The sequence below is a fragment of the Nonomuraea sp. NPDC050451 genome, assembly GCF_044458585.1.
Genome location: NZ_JBITHZ010000017.1, coordinates 1 through 17,642, shown reverse-complemented (window position 1 = coordinate 17,642; position 17,642 = coordinate 1). Strand labels below are relative to the sequence as shown.

15 protein-coding genes are annotated in these 17,642 nt (G+C 65.9%); 10 read left to right on the top strand and 5 right to left on the bottom strand.

The genetic code is table 11. The annotated features are described in order from the left end of the window. Positions 1 to 2: 2 nt before the first annotated feature. The 5 genes from ACIBI9_RS38950 (at position 3) to ACIBI9_RS38930 (ending at position 6,702) form a co-directional block, all read left to right on the top strand. Positions 3 to 461, top strand: a complete 459-nt coding sequence (locus ACIBI9_RS38950; RefSeq protein ID WP_397229928.1) for a twin-arginine translocation signal domain-containing protein — start codon at positions 3 to 5, stop codon at positions 459 to 461. Positions 462 to 548: 87 nt separating this feature from the next. Then, positions 549 to 3,371 carry a putative Ig domain-containing protein gene (locus ACIBI9_RS38945; protein WP_397229926.1) on the top strand — a complete coding sequence of 941 codons (2,823 nt, stop codon included), beginning with the start codon at positions 549 to 551 and terminating at the stop codon, positions 3,369 to 3,371. A gap of 474 nt (positions 3,372 to 3,845) precedes the next feature. Next, positions 3,846 to 4,214: a hypothetical protein gene (locus ACIBI9_RS38940; protein ID WP_397229924.1), complete on the top strand. Its 369-nt coding sequence runs from the start codon at positions 3,846 to 3,848 to the stop codon at positions 4,212 to 4,214. A 252-nt stretch (positions 4,215 to 4,466) separates the two neighbouring features. Next, the gene (locus ACIBI9_RS38935) at positions 4,467 to 5,093 is read left to right on the top strand and encodes a TetR/AcrR family transcriptional regulator (protein ID WP_397229922.1); all 627 of its coding nucleotides are present in this window, start codon (positions 4,467 to 4,469) and stop codon (positions 5,091 to 5,093) included. Next, a complete protein-coding gene (locus ACIBI9_RS38930) occupies positions 5,086 to 6,702 on the top strand; it encodes a CocE/NonD family hydrolase (protein ID WP_397229920.1) in 1,617 nt (538 codons plus the stop codon). The genes ACIBI9_RS38935 and ACIBI9_RS38930 overlap by 8 nt, the downstream gene beginning before the upstream one ends. 1,764 nt (positions 6,703 to 8,466) lie before the next feature. On the opposite strand, the gene ACIBI9_RS38925 is transcribed toward ACIBI9_RS38930, so the two are convergent. Then, entirely contained in the window at positions 8,467 to 9,933 is a 1,467-nt protein-coding gene (locus ACIBI9_RS38925; RefSeq protein WP_397229918.1) for a UvrD-helicase domain-containing protein, read from the bottom strand. Beyond that, a complete protein-coding gene (locus ACIBI9_RS38920; RefSeq protein WP_285776484.1) occupies positions 9,896 to 11,536 on the bottom strand; it encodes an ATP-dependent endonuclease in 1,641 nt (546 codons plus the stop codon). The genes ACIBI9_RS38925 and ACIBI9_RS38920 overlap by 38 nt, the downstream gene beginning before the upstream one ends. Positions 11,537 to 12,223: 687 nt before the next feature. Between ACIBI9_RS38920 and ACIBI9_RS38915 the strand changes: the two genes are divergently transcribed. Beyond that, positions 12,224 to 12,976: a site-specific integrase gene (locus ACIBI9_RS38915; RefSeq protein WP_397229916.1), complete on the top strand. Its 753-nt coding sequence runs from the start codon at positions 12,224 to 12,226 to the stop codon at positions 12,974 to 12,976. A gap of 646 nt (positions 12,977 to 13,622) precedes the next feature. Here the strand turns inward: ACIBI9_RS38915 and ACIBI9_RS38910 are convergent. From ACIBI9_RS38910 to ACIBI9_RS38900, 3 genes are all read right to left on the bottom strand, one after another. Next, on the bottom strand, positions 13,623 to 13,928 hold the full coding sequence (locus tag ACIBI9_RS38910) for a hypothetical protein (protein ID WP_397229914.1): 306 nt from the start codon (positions 13,926 to 13,928) through the stop codon (positions 13,623 to 13,625). 50 nt (positions 13,929 to 13,978) lie between these two features. After that, entirely contained in the window at positions 13,979 to 14,215 is a 237-nt protein-coding gene (locus tag ACIBI9_RS38905; RefSeq protein ID WP_397229912.1) for a hypothetical protein, read from the bottom strand. A 157-nt stretch (positions 14,216 to 14,372) separates the two neighbouring features. After that, positions 14,373 to 14,870 carry an ATP-binding protein gene (locus ACIBI9_RS38900; protein WP_397229910.1) on the bottom strand — a complete coding sequence of 166 codons (498 nt, stop codon included), beginning with the start codon at positions 14,868 to 14,870 and terminating at the stop codon, positions 14,373 to 14,375. A gap of 246 nt (positions 14,871 to 15,116) precedes the next feature. Between ACIBI9_RS38900 and ACIBI9_RS38895 the strand changes: the two genes are divergently transcribed. The 4 genes from ACIBI9_RS38895 to ACIBI9_RS38880 all read left to right on the top strand — a co-directional run bounded on the left by ACIBI9_RS38895 (position 15,117) and on the right by ACIBI9_RS38880 (position 17,539). Then, entirely contained in the window at positions 15,117 to 15,947 is an 831-nt protein-coding gene (locus ACIBI9_RS38895) for a helix-turn-helix domain-containing protein (protein ID WP_397229908.1), read from the top strand. After that, positions 15,935 to 16,150, top strand: a complete 216-nt coding sequence (locus ACIBI9_RS38890; protein ID WP_397229906.1) for a DUF397 domain-containing protein — start codon at positions 15,935 to 15,937, stop codon at positions 16,148 to 16,150. Before ACIBI9_RS38895 ends, ACIBI9_RS38890 begins: the two co-directional genes overlap by 13 nt. 138 nt (positions 16,151 to 16,288) lie before the next feature. Then, positions 16,289 to 16,918, top strand: coding sequence for an integrase core domain-containing protein (locus ACIBI9_RS38885; protein ID WP_397229904.1), 630 nt, complete (start codon positions 16,289 to 16,291; stop codon positions 16,916 to 16,918). 255 nt (positions 16,919 to 17,173) lie between these two features. Next, positions 17,174 to 17,539 carry a transposase gene (locus tag ACIBI9_RS38880; protein ID WP_397229902.1) on the top strand — a complete coding sequence of 122 codons (366 nt, stop codon included), beginning with the start codon at positions 17,174 to 17,176 and terminating at the stop codon, positions 17,537 to 17,539. The last annotated feature ends 103 nt before the right edge of the window (positions 17,540 to 17,642 follow it).

The window sequence follows — 17,642 nt, the reverse complement described above, 5'->3', positions numbered from 1 at the left end:
CCGTGCATCCCCTCAGCCGACGGTCGTTCCTCGGCACGGCGGGGCTCGCGGGCGTGGCGGCAAGCGGCCTGTTGCCCGCTTCCGCCACGCCCGCGTGGGCCCTGGACGCGGACGAGGCGTTCGCCTTCGCCCACCCAGGTCTGCTCCACTCCCGCGAAGACCTGGACCGGATGAAGTCCGCGGTCGCGGCCGGACGCGATCCGATCGCCGCGGGCTTCGCCACGATGGCCGCTCACGCCCGCTCCCAGCACACCTACACCGTCCAGAACACCGGACAGATCACGACCTGGGGCCGCGGTCCCACGAACTTCGCGAACCAGGCCGCCGCCGACGCGGCCGCCGCGTACCAGAACGCCCTGATGTGGGCGATCATCGGAGACGTGCGCCACGCCGACAAGGCCAGGGACATCCTCGATGCCTGGGCCGCCTCCCTCACCGGGATCACCGGCGCCGACGGGTAGCTCGGCGCCGGACTCCAGGGCTTCAAGCTCGTCAACGCCGCCGAGATCCTCCGGCACAGCGGCTACGACGGCTGGCCCGAGGCGTCGGTGCGGCGCTGCGTCCACTCCTTCACCGACGTCTGGTACCCGTCGGTGTCCGGCTACTGCCTGTACGCCAACGGCAACTGGGACCTCGCCGCGCTCCGCACGATCCTCGCCATCGCGGTGTTCTGCGACGACCGGGTGATGTTCGAGGACGCCATGCGGTTCGCGACGGCCGGGGCCGGCAACGGCTCCGTGCTCCACCGCATCGTCACCGCCGCCGGCCAGGGCCAGGAGTCCGGTCGCGACCAGCCCCACGAGCAGCTCGCGGTCGGCCTGCTCGCGGACGCGGCCCAGGTCGCCTGGCAGCACGGCGTGGACCTCTTCGGCTTCGCCGGCGACCGGATCCTCGCCAATTTCGAGTACTTCGCCCGCTACAACCTCGGCGACGACTCCGTGCCGTTCACAGCCGACCTCGACCGCACCGGCAAATACATCAAGACGGCCGTCTCCGACCGGCAGCGCGGGGTGTTCCGGCCCCTGTGGGAGATGGCGTACGCGCACTACGTGGGACGCCTCGGCAAGCCCGCCCCCTACACCGAGAAGGTGATCTTCCGGGGTGCGGGCGGGCCACGCATGGTGGAGGGCTACGACGACGACCACCCGTCGTGGGGCACCCTCACCTTCGCCCGTACGGAGCGCGGCTCCGGCGTGCCGGCGGGGGCACCCACTGCTCCCGTGGGTGTGACGGCGGCGTCCGGGAAATCGGGCATCGACCTGGTGTGGCCGCCGGTCGTCGGGGCACAGGCCTACACCGTGTGGCGGAAGGAGCCGGGCGACGACGCGTACAAACGGCTCGTGGACGGGCTCACCGCGACCTCGTACACCGACCGCACCACGACCGTCGGCCGTGCGTACGCTTACACGGTCGCGGCCGCGGGCGGACAAGGCGCCGGGCCTCGGTCCCTGCCCGTCGTCGCCGCCCGTGGGCTGCCCGCTCCATGGCGCACCGACGACATCGGCGAGGCCCGGCCGAAAGGCTCGACCGATTACGACGGTGAACGCATCACCATGGAGGCGGGCGGCACCGGAATCGCTGGGGACGCCGACTCCTTCCGCTTCGCCTGGTTGCCGCTGCCGGGGGACGGTGTCGTCACGGCCCGGGTCGTGTTCCCGCTCAGCTCGCAGTACTCCCAGGTGGGAGTCATGGTGCGCGGCTCGCTGGAGGCCGGCGCACCGCACGCGGCAATGCTGTTGCAAGGGCTGCCGCTGCATGCCTGGAGCGGGGTGTGGACCGTACGGGCCAAGCGCGGCGACACCACGCGGGCCACCGGCTCCACACCCGTTCCGCCGTCACAAAGCCCGTCGATCACCGTCAACGCCGCCTTCCCGATCTCCGAGCTCGGGCCGCTGCCCGAGTCGGCGACGCCGTTGGAATGCCCGTACGTGGAGGCCGCGGGCGACGGCTACCGGCTTCGCATGCCCTACTGGGTGCGGATAACCCGCAAGGGAGCGATCCTCACGGGAGAGATCTCACCGGACGGGCACGAGTGGACGAAGGTGGGTTCGGACGAACTGCCGCTGGGCGTGCACGCCCTGGTGGGCCTCGCCTTCACCTCGTGCCTGGGGGCCGCGGAGGACTACGCGGAGACCGGTACGGCGTGCTTCGACGACGTCACGGTGGAGGCCCCCGGCACCAGCTGGTCGGTCTCGGAGCCGCAGAGCGGCGTGCGCGATGTACAGGCGGTGGGGGACGACTCCGCGGTCCGGCTCGGGTGGCGGGACGACGACCTGTCCGGGCGGTACACGGTGTGGCGCGGCGACACCGAACGCGGCCCGTACCGGGTGCTGGCCACCGGCGTCGCGCCGGTCGGCTTCGGAGCCAGGACCCGGTTCAGGGACGCCACCGGCGTGCCGGGGAACACGTACCACTACGTCGTCGCGCGCACGAACGTGGCAGGGACGGGGCCGCGTTCGCGCCCGGTCAGCGCCCAGATGCCCCAGCCGTCCGTGCTGCCCACGTTGTCCGTCCCGAACTCCGCGTACGGCAACGTCGCACGGCCGTTCCGCCTCGTCGTGCGCGCTACGGGCGACCCCGTACGGTTCACGGCGACGGGGCTGCCCGACGGGCTGAGCCTCGATCTCCGAACCGGTCTTCTCTCCGGGACCCCGGCCACGGCGGGGGAGTACTCCGTCCGGCTGACGGCGGAGAACGCGAAAGGCTCGGGCACGGCGGCACTCGCGCTGACCGTCGCCGCCGCCCCGCCCGACCCCTGGGCGTACCGCGATCTCGGCGACGTGGTCCACGACGAGCGGCTCCTCGGCGCGTTCGGCGTGGTGACCGTCCGCACACCAGGGATCACCCACCACGACAACGGGGTCTTCACCGTGCGCGGCGCGGGCGCCGACCTCAACGTCAACGGGCAGGGCGCGAGCGCCCAGCTGGCGTACGTGCCGCTCACCGGGGACGCGGAGATCACGGCCCGGCTGACCCGGCCGACCGGCGCACCCGGGCGCGTCGGGGTGGTGATGGCGAAGTCCCTCAATCCCTTCGATCTGATGGCCGGCACAGTGGTGAACACCGGGGGGAGTGGCGTGTGCCAGTTGATCCGGCGGGCCAAGGTGGCCGGCGGCGCGGCAGCGCTGAGCGGCCCCTCGTTCTCCGGAGCTCCGCTGTGGCTGCGGCTGCGGCGCGCCGGCCTGGTCTTCACCGCCTCCGTGTCGGGCGACGGCGAGACCTGGACGACGGTGGGGCAGGGCAGCTTGGCGGGCTTCGGCGACGCCCCGTACTACGCGGGCCTCGCCGTGACGTCCGGGAGCCAGGACGTCCTGGCCACCGCCGTGTTCGACCAGGTCACGTACATGAGCGTCAGGCCGTCGAAGCCGTAGATCCTGTCCCGCTCGGAAATTCGGTTTCGTGCTGTGAGCTGGGGTTTTGCCGCGTGATCAGGGCTGTGGCTGCGACCATCGCGAGGTGGTGTTGTCAGTTGTCCACTGGGTGGTGAGGGGCTTGTTCCGCCTGCTGATGGTGCTGGATGGTCCGCAGTGATCTGTCCAAGGAGGTGTTCCCGGGCACCCCGGCGACGATCTTGCGCTGGCACAATGGGCTGCAGCACGTAAGTGGACCTTCACTGACAGGCGGCCCAGGACGGCCCGGCACCCGCCGGCCGGTCAAGGCACTGATCGTGCGGATGGCGCGGAAGAATCCGACCTGGGGCCATCGGCGGATCCAAGGCGAGTCGGCCCGCCTGGGCTACAGGACCGCAGCCTCCACAATGTGGGAGATTCCGCACGCCGCCGGTATCGATCCGGCGCCCCGCCGGGCCGGGCCGACCTGGCGGCAGTTTCTGGGCGGTTGAGACGATGTCGCTCAAACGGCTGTACGTCCTGGTCTTCGAGCACGGCGCCCGGCGACTGCACCTGGCCGGAGTGACCGCGCATCCGACCGGGGCGTGGATGGTGCAGCAGGCCCGCATCCTGGTGATGGACCTGGGGCGCATCGCCGGGCTACGGTTCGTGATCCACGATCGCGATTCGCTCTTCACCTCCGCCTTCCGGGAGGTCTTCAAAGCTGCAGGGCTGCGGATCATCACCACCCTGCCGCGGACACCAGGGATGAACGCCATCTGCGAGCGGGTCATCGGCACCCTGCGCCGCGAACTCCTGGACCGGATCCTGATCCTCAGTGAACACCACCTGGCCCGCGTGCTCCAGGAGTATCTGATCCACTAGAACGGGCACCGGCCGCACCAACGTCCCCCGGACATCGCAAGGCAGTCCACCCGGGACGTGACCGACCTCAACGACCTGCGATCCATCCGCCGAAAACACGTCGTGGCAGGCGCGATCAGCGAATACCACCACGCGGCTTAACCGCAGCTCAGGGCGGCGAGGTTCGCACAGGCCGCCCATTTGCTGCCGATCATGAGGAGCACAGAAAAGTAACACTCGTATATTTAGGAACATATGACTACTATCGCGCTTGTGGACATCGAGTTGCCCAAAGTGCCCGAGGTGCTGGATCGAAGGATGCGCCGATCACGGTCGGCGTTGCTGTTGGCAGCAGTACACCTGCTCACCGAACGTGGAACGAGCGAGGTCTCGGTGACAGAGCTCGCCGAAGCGGCGGACGTGAGCCGCCGGGTTCTGTACCAGCACTTCGGTGACCGCGACGGATTGCTGATCGCGGCCGCAATAGACCTGGTGACACGGGAGCTGCTCCCCAGACTTCCGCAACCCTTGCAGACCGAGGCCGCCACCGTGGAGATCGTCAGTCACATCGCCGATCACCGGCCGTTCTATCGCGCGCTGCTGACCGGATCGTGTGCCTACGCCGCGACCAAGACCATGAGCGGGCTGTTCCGCCCTTTCAGCATGGCCAGCGCCCGGGAACTCTTCGGTGACCTCGACGACCAGGCCGCCACCGAGGTGGCGGACTACTTCACCGGAGCCACGGTGACGGCCGTGACCGGCTGGCTGGTCGACGGCCCGGCGCAGCTGGATCCGGAGGAGTTCGCCGAGCGCTTGCATCGCATTCAATCCGTTCTCACTGGCGCACCCGCCGACACCACCCAAGCGGAGGGACATCATGAGACGACCGTCCGTGGCTAGCCGGCTGATCCAGCGCATGCTGAGGTTGCCGCCCCCGGCGACCCGCGATCTGCGCATCGACCGTGACCTGGAAGTGCCGATGCGCGACGGCGCCGTGCTGCTGGCCGACCGGTGGGCGCCACGCGTCGGCGGGGAAGGGCTGCCGACCGTGCTGATGCGTGGCCCGTACGGCCGGGGCGGGCCGGTCGCGACGCAGTTGGTACGGCCGCTCGCCGAGCGCGGGTTCCAGGTGCTGCTGCAGAGCGCGCGCGGCACCGGCGGATCGAGCGGGGCCTTCGAGCCGCCGCACAATGAACGGCTCGACGGGATCGACACCGTCGAGTGGGTGTGCAAGCAGCCGTGGTTCGGCGACGCGCTGGTCCTGTACGGCCCCAGCTACCTCGGCTACACCCAGTGGGCGATCGCCGACCAGTTGCCCACTCAAGTCAAAGCGATCATCCCGGCGGTGACCGAGTCCGCGATCGCGATGGCCTGGATGCGCAGGGACGCCTTCAATCTGGAGTCTGCCTTGGGCTGGGGCATGCTCGTCGACCTTCAGCGACGGCCCGCCTCGTCGATCCGGTTCCTGCTGGCAGCGCGCCGCCGCCGTCGCGCCGAGGCCACTCTGCCGCTGGCCGAGGCCGGCCGCGTCGCGCTCGGCCGCCACTCGGATGTCATTCACAACTTCCTCGTCCACGACGACGAGTCCCCGTTCTGGTCCGGAGTCGACCGTGGCGGGCACCTCCAGCACGTCGAGGTCCCAGCGAGCCTGGTCGCCGGCTGGTACGACGTGTTCCTGCCCGGCCAACTGCGCGACTATGCCCTCCTGCAAGCGGCCGGCCGCCGGCCACGACTCACCGTCGGCCCCTGGTCGCACAGCTCCTCCGGGGTCATCTCGGCCATGCTGCACGAAGCCCTCGACTTCGGCCTGGCCCACGCGCACAGCCGTACACCCGCAGACCGGGCACCGGTGCGGGTGTTCGTCATGGGCGCCGGCCAGTGGCGAGACCTGCCCTCCTGGCCGCCCCCCGGATACCAGACCCGCCGCTACCACCTGGCCCCCGGTGGCTGCCTGGTGATCGACCCGCCCATCTCGCCCGCTTCGGATGGCTACCGCTACGATCCCGCCGACCCCACTCCCATCGTCGGCGGAGCGCGGCTGCTCCCCGGCATCAAGGCAGGCCCCGTCGACAACACTCGCCTCGAAGCCCGCCCCGACGTGCTGACCTACAGCAGCGAACCCCTCACCGAGGACCTGGAGATCATCGGAGAGGTTGGCGCGCAGATCTGGTTCCGCTCCAGCCTGGCCCACGCCGATGTGTTCGTGCGACTGTGCGATGTCGACCCCCGCGGCCGGTCGACCAACATCTGCGACGGCATTGCCGGACTCACCCATGCCGACGACCTCACCTGCGTCAACGTCACCCTGACACCGACCGCCTACCTTTTCCGGCGCAGTCACCGGATCCGCATCCAGGTCTCCAGCGGCGCCTTCCCGCTCTACAACCGCAACCTCGGCGCCGGGAAACCTCGCCTGACCGCCACCGAGATGCGTATCGCGGACCAGCAGGTGCACCACGGACCCGACCATCCCTCCGCCATCATCCTGCCGGCCCGCACGGCCCACTGACACGGAGAATCAGCGCCGGAGAAGTACCTCCTCGTGGTCACGAAGGCCAGAGCGGGCACGACCGCATCGGGGCCGGCACCTTCTATGAGCGGAGACCCGGCGCTGTCAACGCCCTGCGGCAACAACCAGTCATCGCCACAGGTGGTGGCTGCTCAGCGGCGCCATTCTAGTTTGCCTGGCTATCCTGGCCCCGCGGGCGGATGGATCGGTTCGGCAGCCACTGCGGGCGCCCGAGGCCTACGCCTGCCAATCGGCGAGCACGACGATTACCCTAAAGCTGACCATTTATCCTACTTGAGATGATTTGGCGGGACTGGAGCCAGAGCTCGCAGAGTGCCAGGCGCAGCATCCAGAGCTCCATGCGGGGCGGGGGTGTTTCATTGGGCACCGCCGGCCTCGAACTTGGCGCTGCACACTCCCTGAGGAGGCCCGCCATTCAGTGGGCGCCTGGGGCGGCGGCGAACGGCGGTATGCGTCTCCTTCAGGAAGTTCAGCAGGTCGATGACACCCCAGCGGGCGGCGACCTCGGCGTGCAGCGTCCGCAGGTTGTCGGGGGCCTTCAGCCGGCCCAGGTCGGGGATGTGCCAGCGCGGTGCGGCAGGTGGTGTTCCCCGCGGTGCCGGGCGGGGAGAGCACGCTTTGGGCGCTGGTCGCCGAGGCCAAGGCGGACGCCAAGGCCTAAAGGCCCGGGTCCGCATGGTGCTGAAGAGCTCGTATTCGAGCTACTACCGGCGGATGCTGCCCAAGCTTTCTTCGGCGGTGCGTCCTTGTCCTCAGCGCTGACGTGCAGGGGATGCAGCCGATCGATCCCTAGCCCGTCCTGTGAAAGGGGCCGAGAGGATCGCCGCGAGAAGCAGCGGATCTTTTATCTGCTGATCACCAGCGGCCAGAGGGTAAGACGAGTTCGACTTGGACAAGACTTGACCGCCCATTCGGGGACCGCTGACCAGCGACGCCGTGCAGGCCTTATGGCTTGATCTTCTGATGCCCATCTCTGGGGTCTGACGGTGGCCGCCTAAACGATCTACCGCGATACTCGGTCCGTACACAAGAGCAACCACCGAGCAACCAATCATGATCAACAACGCGATCGAAGGCCGGCGAGAACCGAGAAACCCCAGGTTGAACGCGGTATTGAAGAGTAGGGCGGGTGGGACTTGAACCCACGACCCACGGATTATGAGTCGGTTCCCTCGGTGTTGCTCAGTGTCGCGGAGTGACATTTTGTGTCGTTGTAGACGGAATTCTCCTCGCCGTCGTGTCGGAAAGTGATGATGGATGCCGTGCTGTATTGCGTACACGCGAGCAACCACCGAGCAACCGTGTGTTCTTGACCATCGGCATTATGTGCTGTTTGTCCGCTATCTCGGCCTGGCTGCGTAGGGCTGGGCTTGCGTGATGAGCTCGCGTTCCCAGCAGATCGAATGCCTACGAGCAACCACCGAGCAGCCGTTTGCAAGCGATGCTCGCCGCTCAGCTACTGGATGGCGAGGTCGCGGAGGCGTCGGACCGGTGCCTCGAAGTGGCGCTCGGCGCCGTGTTCGACGGCCATGCCACGGCGGCGACCACCTGCCCTTCAGGCTCTCCGGCCAGTTGCCGTCCAGCCTTCCGGTCAGGCTCCGCGCGAATCGATGCTCCGGTCAACCCCACAACCGGGTCAGTCCGTCGGCCTGGTCGGGCTCGGAAGCCGGTCAGTACTCGCCTTACTCCGGACCGCGTGGACTCCCATCGGCGGCATCGCGATGCAGATCTCGTTCCAGAGGATCACGGCACTAGCACCGTTGCATACCTTGCCCTGGTGAGCGCGACGTAGAGGCGACGGTGCGCGTTGACGTTGTTTCGGAGGCCGTTGGCGAGTGCTCGATGGTCGTCCTCAGCCGCCTTGTAGCCGACGACATTCCACTCTTGTCCCTTGGCTTGGTGGACCGTCAGCCCTGGGATGTAGCTGAGAGCATCTGCAGCCGTACGGAGCCGGATACGTTCGATGTACGCCGCAAGATGAGGGCGTTGCAAACGAAGGCGGGCGTTGCTGCGTCGAAGTATGGCAATCATCTCTTCTGACGCAGCCTCGGTTGCTTCATTCGGTCGTTGCAGCACACTTAGCGCTTGGTCCATCGCATCAGACAGATTCGTTTCTGGCGCTAGCCCGAGACGGTTTAGAGCCTCGTGCACATAGACCGCTGACGTATTGAGGACCTTCCGTGTGATGTGGTTTAGCAGCAATGTCGCGGCGGCCATCCCATTGGTCGTGGGTTGGCCGAAGGAAAGCGGCAGCACGTGTGGCCCGGTCTCCCATAGGTCGTCCCACCGGCTGGCCAATATCACATCGACCTGCTGTTCTGGTTCCATAAAGGAAACGTTCGCCGGTATACCGGACCGCATTGCGGCGGACAAGCTTTGGGTGGCGGCACTGCGGAAGCGGAACGATCTCGTCAGCGAGTGGGAGAGGAACCCAAAGTCTGCGATTAGCTTTGGTACTTCTGCAGGCGTTGCGCCGCGGAAGGCATACAGAGCCTGCCACGGGTCGCCGATGAGCGTCACTGGGATCCCCAGATTGCAGGCGAGACGGATGATCTGAAGGTCGAGTTCGTTACCGTCGAAGACCTCATCGACTACGAGCGCCCGAACGGCGTCGAGCATGTAGTCCGCGATCGCCCTGGATAACGCTCCCTCTTCAAGGATCGCGGTTATAAGTGCTCGAACCTCCTCATGTGTGCAGTGTCCATCTGCAAGGGCCTCGGCGAAGATACTGGTCTCTCGGTAGCTGACCCGGCCATTGGTGATCGTGAGATATGGATAGATGGGTTTCTTTGGATTGATCTTGATACCCCAGATCTCCCACTTGTCGCTGACTGTTAGAACTTGGTGTCCGCCAGGCCACTGGAGGAGCCCGCGCCGAAGTAGGTGCGTGACTAGGTCGCGCAGGAAGGCGTCGAACGTGTCGACGCGGTGGGGCCAGGCTAGTGCGGTCCCACCCCACCGGTGCTTGATGCGTTGCTTGAGCTCGGCGACCGCTGCCCGCGTGAAGCTAAGGGCGACCACCGCGCGCGTATCGGGTTGTGTCGTGTAGCGCAGCGTGCCGAAGCGTTCCGCAGCGACCGCTGTCTTACCTGATCCCGGCGACGCCTCGATGTAAAGACGTGAGTTCCTGGATGTTACGGCGGAGAGCTGCTCACGAGTCAGGTGCGTGTTGCTAATCCTGGACAAGGCCAGTCCAGATGAAGTCGTCAAGGGGCTGCTGATCGAACTCTTCCGGCGGGATACCGCCGTCCTGCTCAGGGTTGGCCGCAGTCGCTGGTGCGACATTCGGGTCATAGAGGAAGTCGAAGAGGTCGGCCATGTGTTTCGGCACTTGAACTGATTGGGGAGCATGGTTGATGCGATCCTCAAGTTCTGCCGCAAGGTGAAGAGCGAACTCCCCTTTGTCTTTCGCGGCGGCACCTGGTGGGAGGGCAGCTCCGTTATTCCTACTCGCTGCCACACCGCTGCGAAAAAGCTCGTGAATCGTGATGGGGGAGATGGGGTCCGGGTGGGGGACACCGATGGCGGTCAGTGCCTCAGCCACGGCCATCTCGTTTCCCTTGACGATGGCGGGTTCCAGTGTTGGATGGCTTGGGAAGTATCCAACAACGTCGGGAGAGTGATCTGCGAGCCACTTAGGGCGTGTGGGTACCTGCCCCATGGGCTGATCGCTGTCCCGCATGATCGCGAGACGGTCGCAGATTTCCTGGCCTTGGGCCGCCAGTAGTCGAACGGCCCATGAGCCGACTTTGTGACCCATTGGAATGATTCCTAGGGCATTAACGAACGACTGCTTCTTTCGATCCATGCCCGCCCATGACCTGCCGAACTGGCGCAGGATCGTGACATCTGTGACGCCCTCAACAAGGACGAGGCGCTCGGCAAATAGAGCCGATGACCGCATCGCGTCCATATGGAGGCGCGCCTTCGTCAATACCGTGTTGCGATCCACGATGGGCAAACTGGCCACAGTACGCGTTGCTCGTCCGCCGTTCCGGAGCTGGCGCATAATGATCAGCTCTGTGGGTGCACAGGCGGAGATGATGTCGGACGCGCTGGTCGTCAGGATAACCTGGAGCTCAGGACGAGTCTTAACCATGCCGCGTAGGTAGCGGACAAGCCCGTGTTGCAGTTGGGGGTGCAAATGTGCCTCAGGTTCCTCGATTACCACAGTCGCGTGAAAAGCGGGCGTTGGGAAGAAGGCGTCCTCCTCCAGTTCGCGCTCTTCGTCCACGATCCGAAGTTCCGCTTCGGGGTCCAGTTCCGCCTCTCGATCCTCGGGCGTGTCTTTGCGATCGCCGTCCTCGCCGGCACATGCTGCCAACTGGCCTGACGGAGCAGTGAGATCGGGGATGGCTGCCAGCGTCACCGCGATATGGAGCAGGTTCACATAGCCCAGACTGCTGATCTCCAGCCGGTGGGCTTCCATACGATCGTCCGTGGCGGCGAGCAGCAACTCCAGCACGCGAGCCAGGTACGCATCATCTATCTGCTGGCCACGCACGAAGGGAACGTGCGGGTTGATCCCATCAGACAGATCCGCGAGATACTCCCCGATCCTGTCCTCAACTTCTTGGATCAAAGGGTCCTTTGAGAGCTCCTCCAGCAGGTACTCAGCCCGGCGCCTCAAGCCGTAGAGACTGCGTCGTCCGCTGATTCGCTGCTGGTGAGCGCGGAGGAGTTCGATGAGCACTCGCGCTTCGCGCCTCGCTAGTTCGTCGACGGGGTTGCGATCGGCGGGCAGGTAAACCAACCGGATGTAGTTCTCTCCTTGCGGAAGAACATGATCAAACTCTCTGCCGACCTGTCCCATGCGACGAAAGAGTCGCCGAGACCAGGTGATCGAGGCGCCGCTCGTCCCCACGCCCTGGGCGCCCAGCAGTGCGTCAAGAGGACCTGCGCCTGGGCTGGAGGACCCCGCCTGCTCGTACGTGACGGAAACCTGGCGGGGTGTGGCCCCAAGCAGAGACCCCGGGAACCGGCCGATCCAGGGAAAGACCTCGCGATGCGCGAGGTAGATGGCCTCGCTGACCGTGCTCTTCCCCGCGTTGTTGGGGCCCGCGAGGACGCTGAACCGCCCGGGGAATTCACACTCGATGGGGCTCGTGGCGCTTGCCCGAAATCCACTCACCGTAACTCGCTTGAGAAGCATCTGTCGCTATGCTCCCATCCATGGCAGTAGCCCCGTTGTAACCCGCTAAACCCCCGTACAACAAATGATGCCGCGAGCGCACGGTGTCTCGGACCACTTCGTGTTCTGATCAGACGGTCCAGGGGCTGCCGAGCTCCGATCCCTGCACGTCATGCGAGAGGTGAGCGAAAGGCCCTCATGTTGGAGATGTAGGGAGCACATGGGCAAGCTTGCAGCTGCCAGTCAGCCCGGCGGGCGGGCTGGCGTGAGCACCACGCCAAGCACGCCGACCGGCTCAAGCGAGCTCGCGAAGGCAAGCGGGTCGACCCGATCGCCGCCTACATCGGTGCTCCGCGTCCATCGCCGGTGATGGTGTGGACCCCCGAACAGACGTCGGCGTTTCTGGCATACGCCCGCCGGGATCGGCTGTTCGCGTTGTATCGGCTGATCGCGGTACGCGGCCTGCGGCGTGGTGAGGGGGTCGGGGTGCGCTGGCCGGACGTCATCTTCGAGAAGGCACGGATCGGCGTGCACTGGCAGATCACCCAGCTCGGCTGGGCCCCGATCCAGGGCACCCCGAAGACCGATGCCAGTGACCGTGAGATCGCGGTGGATGCCGAGACGATGGCCATCCTGAAAGAGCACAAGAAGCGTCAGGCCCGGGAACGGCTGGCGGCCGGCGGAGACTGGGCCGAGTCCGGATTCGTGTTCACCGATGAGCTGGGCCGGCCGCTGCACCCACAGCACGTGACCGACCGCTTCTACTGGCTGTGCTACGAAGCTGGTCTGCCGCCGATCCGGTTGCATGACCTGCGCCACGGAGCGGCCACCGCCATGCTCGCCGCCGGGGTGGACATCAAGATTGTGCAGGAGACGCTCGGGCACACCTCGTCGGCGTTCACCCGCGACACCTACACCAGCGTCTACCCCGAAGCCGCCGCCGCGGCAGCAGAAGCGACCGCCGCACTGCTCGCCGCGCAACCTTCCCCGGCACCACCGTCGGCCTCGACGGGACGCCGCACCGCCCGGCCCGGAACAGACCACAAGCCGAGGGCGAACGACACGTCTGGGAAGGTTGGCGGCTCGGTGATCCACCTGCCACCGGCAAGGCGGCCACAGTGACGTCCGGGAGAGGCACGTTGACCCTCGGAAAGTAGACGTGGTCGGGGAGACAGGTCGGCCGTGGTTGGTTCGGTCGATCTGCTTCCGTGATCTTCCGCACCTGGCCTCCTCACAGGTAGGGGCCCTGCGGATAAGGGAGGGATGATGCGACCCCAGGGATGTGGTGCATCCGCGTCTTACCCGCAGGGCCTGAGCCCGACAGCAGCACACGCAAAAGAGGGGGCGTTGCTGCCGGACGTTTTTTGGACGGCCCATCGCGTTGCGTCGCGTCGCAGGGGTACGGCGGCGGCGATCTCAGAAGACGAGGAATCGCCTTCCGGTGACGTTCCTGCGAACGGCGGGTCGCGATGATCGTCGCCGAGGGGGTGACTGACCGGGGCCTTTGAGGAACGGGTCTGCCACTCGTCTTAAGAATGCGGTGAGCGCGACTGCGCTACCGCTCAGCGTTAGCGCGAAAAACGTCACGGGGTGCTGCCACCCACATGCGTTCGACCCCCTTGTAGGGATGACCGTGGGGTGCCGGGGGCCATCGCGACGGGCACGTAGACGACCCGAAAGGACCCCGTTACTGACGGGCTTCCTTGGGACGCCGGGCGGTCGGCATCGGGCGTCGATGTGAGGGTTGGTTGTGTGGCGCTGACCGTGGTTATGCGGCGCCCGCCGGTGTTGTGGCCAGGACGTGGCAGATGCGTTTGGCGGCTGTGGCGGGGTCGGTGACGTCGTTGATGGGTTCGGGCCATGACCACCAAAACAGCCATTGGTCGTCCATCGGTGCGGCGGAGATGATCTCCGACAGGGTGGTGGCTTGAGGGTTGATCACCCGTAGGCACGGTAGCCGTTCGTCCGGGGTGAGCAGGCGGGCGTGCAAGCCGAGGTCGTGCAGGAGTTCCTGCAGGTTGGTGAGGTGGGTGAGGGCTTGCGCGGCTATGGCGGGGGTAACAGGCTCGGGCATGGCTGGCTCCAAGGGATGGACAGGTGGTGGGGAGAGGGATGGCCTGCTGTTCACGGGGCGGGTGGGTACGGCGGCTGGGGGTGTTCCGGCTGGGCCTGGTTGCGGCCAGCGGCTCGCCTGGCGCGGTAGATCGACCGCAGAGCGGCGGAGAGGTAGCCGATCAGCAGGGCAATGACCAGGACCAGAGACACCGGCTTGGTCATGCTGGCAGGGGCCAGTAAGGCGAAGACGATGTCGCCGGCGGTCAGCAACACAGCCAACACGATGATCGTCTTCTGGCGAGACATGACCAGAGACTCCATTCACGAGGGAGACAGAACCGAGGAAAGCTCGGGGGGCCCGGACGAGCTGGCGCCGGCCATGAGCAACCCGACAGCGGACCCGCTCGCAGTGCCCGAGCTAGACAGAGATGAGGGCTCGGCCTGCCAATGAGTACCGTGATCGCTATATGGGGGAGCGGAACAACTCCTCGACCTGCGCTGGTGTCGGGTTGAGGTCGAGGTGGCACCACACCAGGCGCAGCCCGTCCGGGGGCACTCGGTAGCTACCCCACCGGTTGCGTGACAGGGCCTCCACGATCGCCAGTCCCCGGCCCCGCTCGGCGTCCAGGCTCGGCGCCTGGAGCGGGATACGCGACGGCTTGGAGCAGGACGATCCGGGATCGGTCACCGCTAGTCGCAGGTAGTCGCGCCCCTGATACAGCTCGAGCGTGATCGCCCCCGGACTGCCACCAGGACCGGCGCTGGAACTGGAGGCGTCGGCGTACCTCACCGCGTTGGTCACCAGCTCCGACGCTGCCAAGACCGCGATCTCCCGGGCGGGATGCTCAGACTCCAGCCAAACGCTGACAGTTTGCCGAGCCCGATATGGGGCCCGGCCGCTGCGCGCTAGCCGGATGGTCCCGATGGTCTGAAGTTCGGAGGGGGAAATGTCGTAGATCATTGCATCCGCCTCGCTTATCTAGATCATCAGCCATGCCGTATACGGGAAGAATGAGAATGGCGCGTACACGCACGATCATCTCTTTGTGTGGCTGGCTGCGATACGTCGAGCTGGCCTGAAGAGACCATCCCAGAAAACCCCTGTCTACGGGATGTATTGCAAAGCACTTCCCAGGCACGAACCAAGTGTGCTAATACACATGTCGCGTGCGTTTCTCGTGTGCCAATGGGAGGGAGGCATTCTGCGTTGGAAGACACGGAGCCAGAATCCGCGCTAAAAGCGCCCAGAGCAGAATTCGGCGTATATCTTCGCGAATACCGCATAGCGGCAGGCAAGCGGCAAAAAGAACTCGCCGCCATGCTCGGCTGGTCAGTCTCGAAGATCAGCATGGTCGAACGCGGAGAACGCCCGGCCGACGAAGACTTCGCCCACGCCGCCGACACCGCGCTGGGGGCGGACGGGGGACTGCTGGCGCGCTGGCGCGAGACCGTCGAACATGCCTCGCATTGGCCGGTCTGGCTGGCTCAGCTAGCGGAGATCGAACAGCAAGCTGACATCCTGCGCACCTGGCAGCCGCTGATCGTTCCCGGTTTGCTTCAGACCCCGGCATACGCGCAAGCCATCTTCCGCGGCAAGCCCGCCATCACGGAGGAGGAGGTCGAGCAGAACGTCGCTGCACGCATGGAGCGCCAGCATGTTCTGCATCGGGAAGTTGGGCCTACGCTATGGGCAATACTGGACGAGGGCGTCCTAACTCGACCGACCGGCAGTGAGGCGGTGATGGCCGAACAGATGGCACAGCTGGCCGCACTGGACGAACATCCCCGTATCAACGTCCGCGTGCTCCCGCGAAACTCCTGGCTGACTACCGGCCTGCAGGGAGCATTCATCCTCGCTGGTGGGCCGGGGATGCCGGATATGGCCTATCTGGAGTCGATCACCATGGGCCAGATAACCGCTGACAGTGGGCGGGTCCGGGAAATCAGGTTGAAGTACGAGATGTTGCACAACGAGGCCCTACCTCGTCGTGCCTCGCTGCAGCTGATTAGGGAGATGGCAGAGAAATGGACGAACTGACCAAAGAGCTCCTCAAGAACGCCGAATGGCGCAAGGCGACCCGCTCTGGCGACAGCGGCGACTGCATCGAAGTGGCGCCCTTGCCTGACGGGCGCGTGGGCCTGCGCGACTCAGAACGCCCCGACCTGCCCGCATACGTCGTATCGTCTTCGGTCTGGTGCGCGTTCATTGACGGCGCCAAAAAGGGCGAATTCGACTTCTGATCTCTACGACATCGAACTGCGGTGGGTTCTGGACGTCGGCCCAGGATCCACTGCATGCTCCCCTCTCGATGCCATGCTGAGGCGTGAGTCTCTGATTCCTATGCACCAGGCTGGCAGGCCGACTGAGGCTACGGTCGTTTGATCCAACACCCCGGGCTCGGCCCGGTGCCACGTAAAGTGTCACCGAGTTGGCGGCAATTCCTGAGCTCCCAGGCCGCTGGCCTGCTGGCCTGTGACTTCATCCATGCCGACACCGTGTTCCTCAAGCGGTTGTACATCTTCTTCGTGATGGAGATCGAAACACGGCGTATCCACATCCTGGGCGTGACCGCTTATCCGACGGGGGCGTGGACCGCTCAGCAGACTCGGAATCTGCTGATGGGTCTGGGGGAGCGTGTCGGCCGGTTCAAGTTCCTCATCAGAGACCGCGATGGCAAGTTCTCCCGGGTCTTCGACCGGGTGTTCACCAGCTCCGGCGTACGGATCCTCAAGATTCCGCCCCCGGCCCCTCAAGCGAATTGCTATGCGGAGCGATTTGCCGGGACGCTACGGCGTGACTGTCTGGACCACGTGCTGGTCTATGGTGAGCGGCATCTGCGCGGGGTGCTCGCCGAATTTGAGCGGCACTATAACGATCATCGTCCATATCAGTCTCGAGATCAGATGCCGCCATTGGGCGTACCCGGCCAAGTGATCGATATGAGGGTGCCGGTTCAACGGACCAGTGCTGTCGGAGGCTTGATCAATCAGTATCGGCGCGCGGCTTAGCGATCCCTTGCATCCCAGGTCAGTTTCGTGGGGCCCCTGCGGGGCCGCGGCGCATGCGGGAAAATCGGGGCTGGTTGCCCGCCGACGTCGATTGCTCTTTGGCGCAGGTGAGTCCGTAGGTCAGTTTGATCGCTGGGAGCCGTGTCTTGGGGCTGCGCATTGGTGCCATGAGCCCGAGGGTCCGATTCTTACCCGTCCCCGTCGGCTCCTGCGGGCGACCGTCCCCGTCCCCCTTGAGCCGGAGGAGAAGCTGGCGTGGAGGAAGTCGACGAGGTCGAGCTGCACGTGGAACGGATCGCGGCGCTGGACCTGGGCAAGAGCATGCTGGAGGCGTGTGTGCGGATTCCGCACCCGTCGCGGGCCGGACGGCGGTTGCAGGAGGTCCGCTCGTATGAGAGCACGACCGCGCAGCTGCGGTCGATGATCGAGTGGTTGCGTGAGCACGCAGTCGCCCGGGTGGTGATGGAGGCGACCTCGTCGTACTGGAAGGGCGTCTACTACCTGCTGGAGGCCGAGGAGTTCGAGGTGTGGCTGGTCAATCCGCGGGATGTGAAGAACCTGCCGGGCCGGGCCAAGACCGACTGTGAGAATCAACGGGTGCCGCCTCGGACCGCAGTTTGACCCGAAGCCCGACTGGCTCCGTGCCTTGAGTTTGATCTGTCGACTGCTGTCCGGAGCGGTGCTTGCTACCGCCGGAGCGATGGGGCGTGTCCCGATAGGGGCC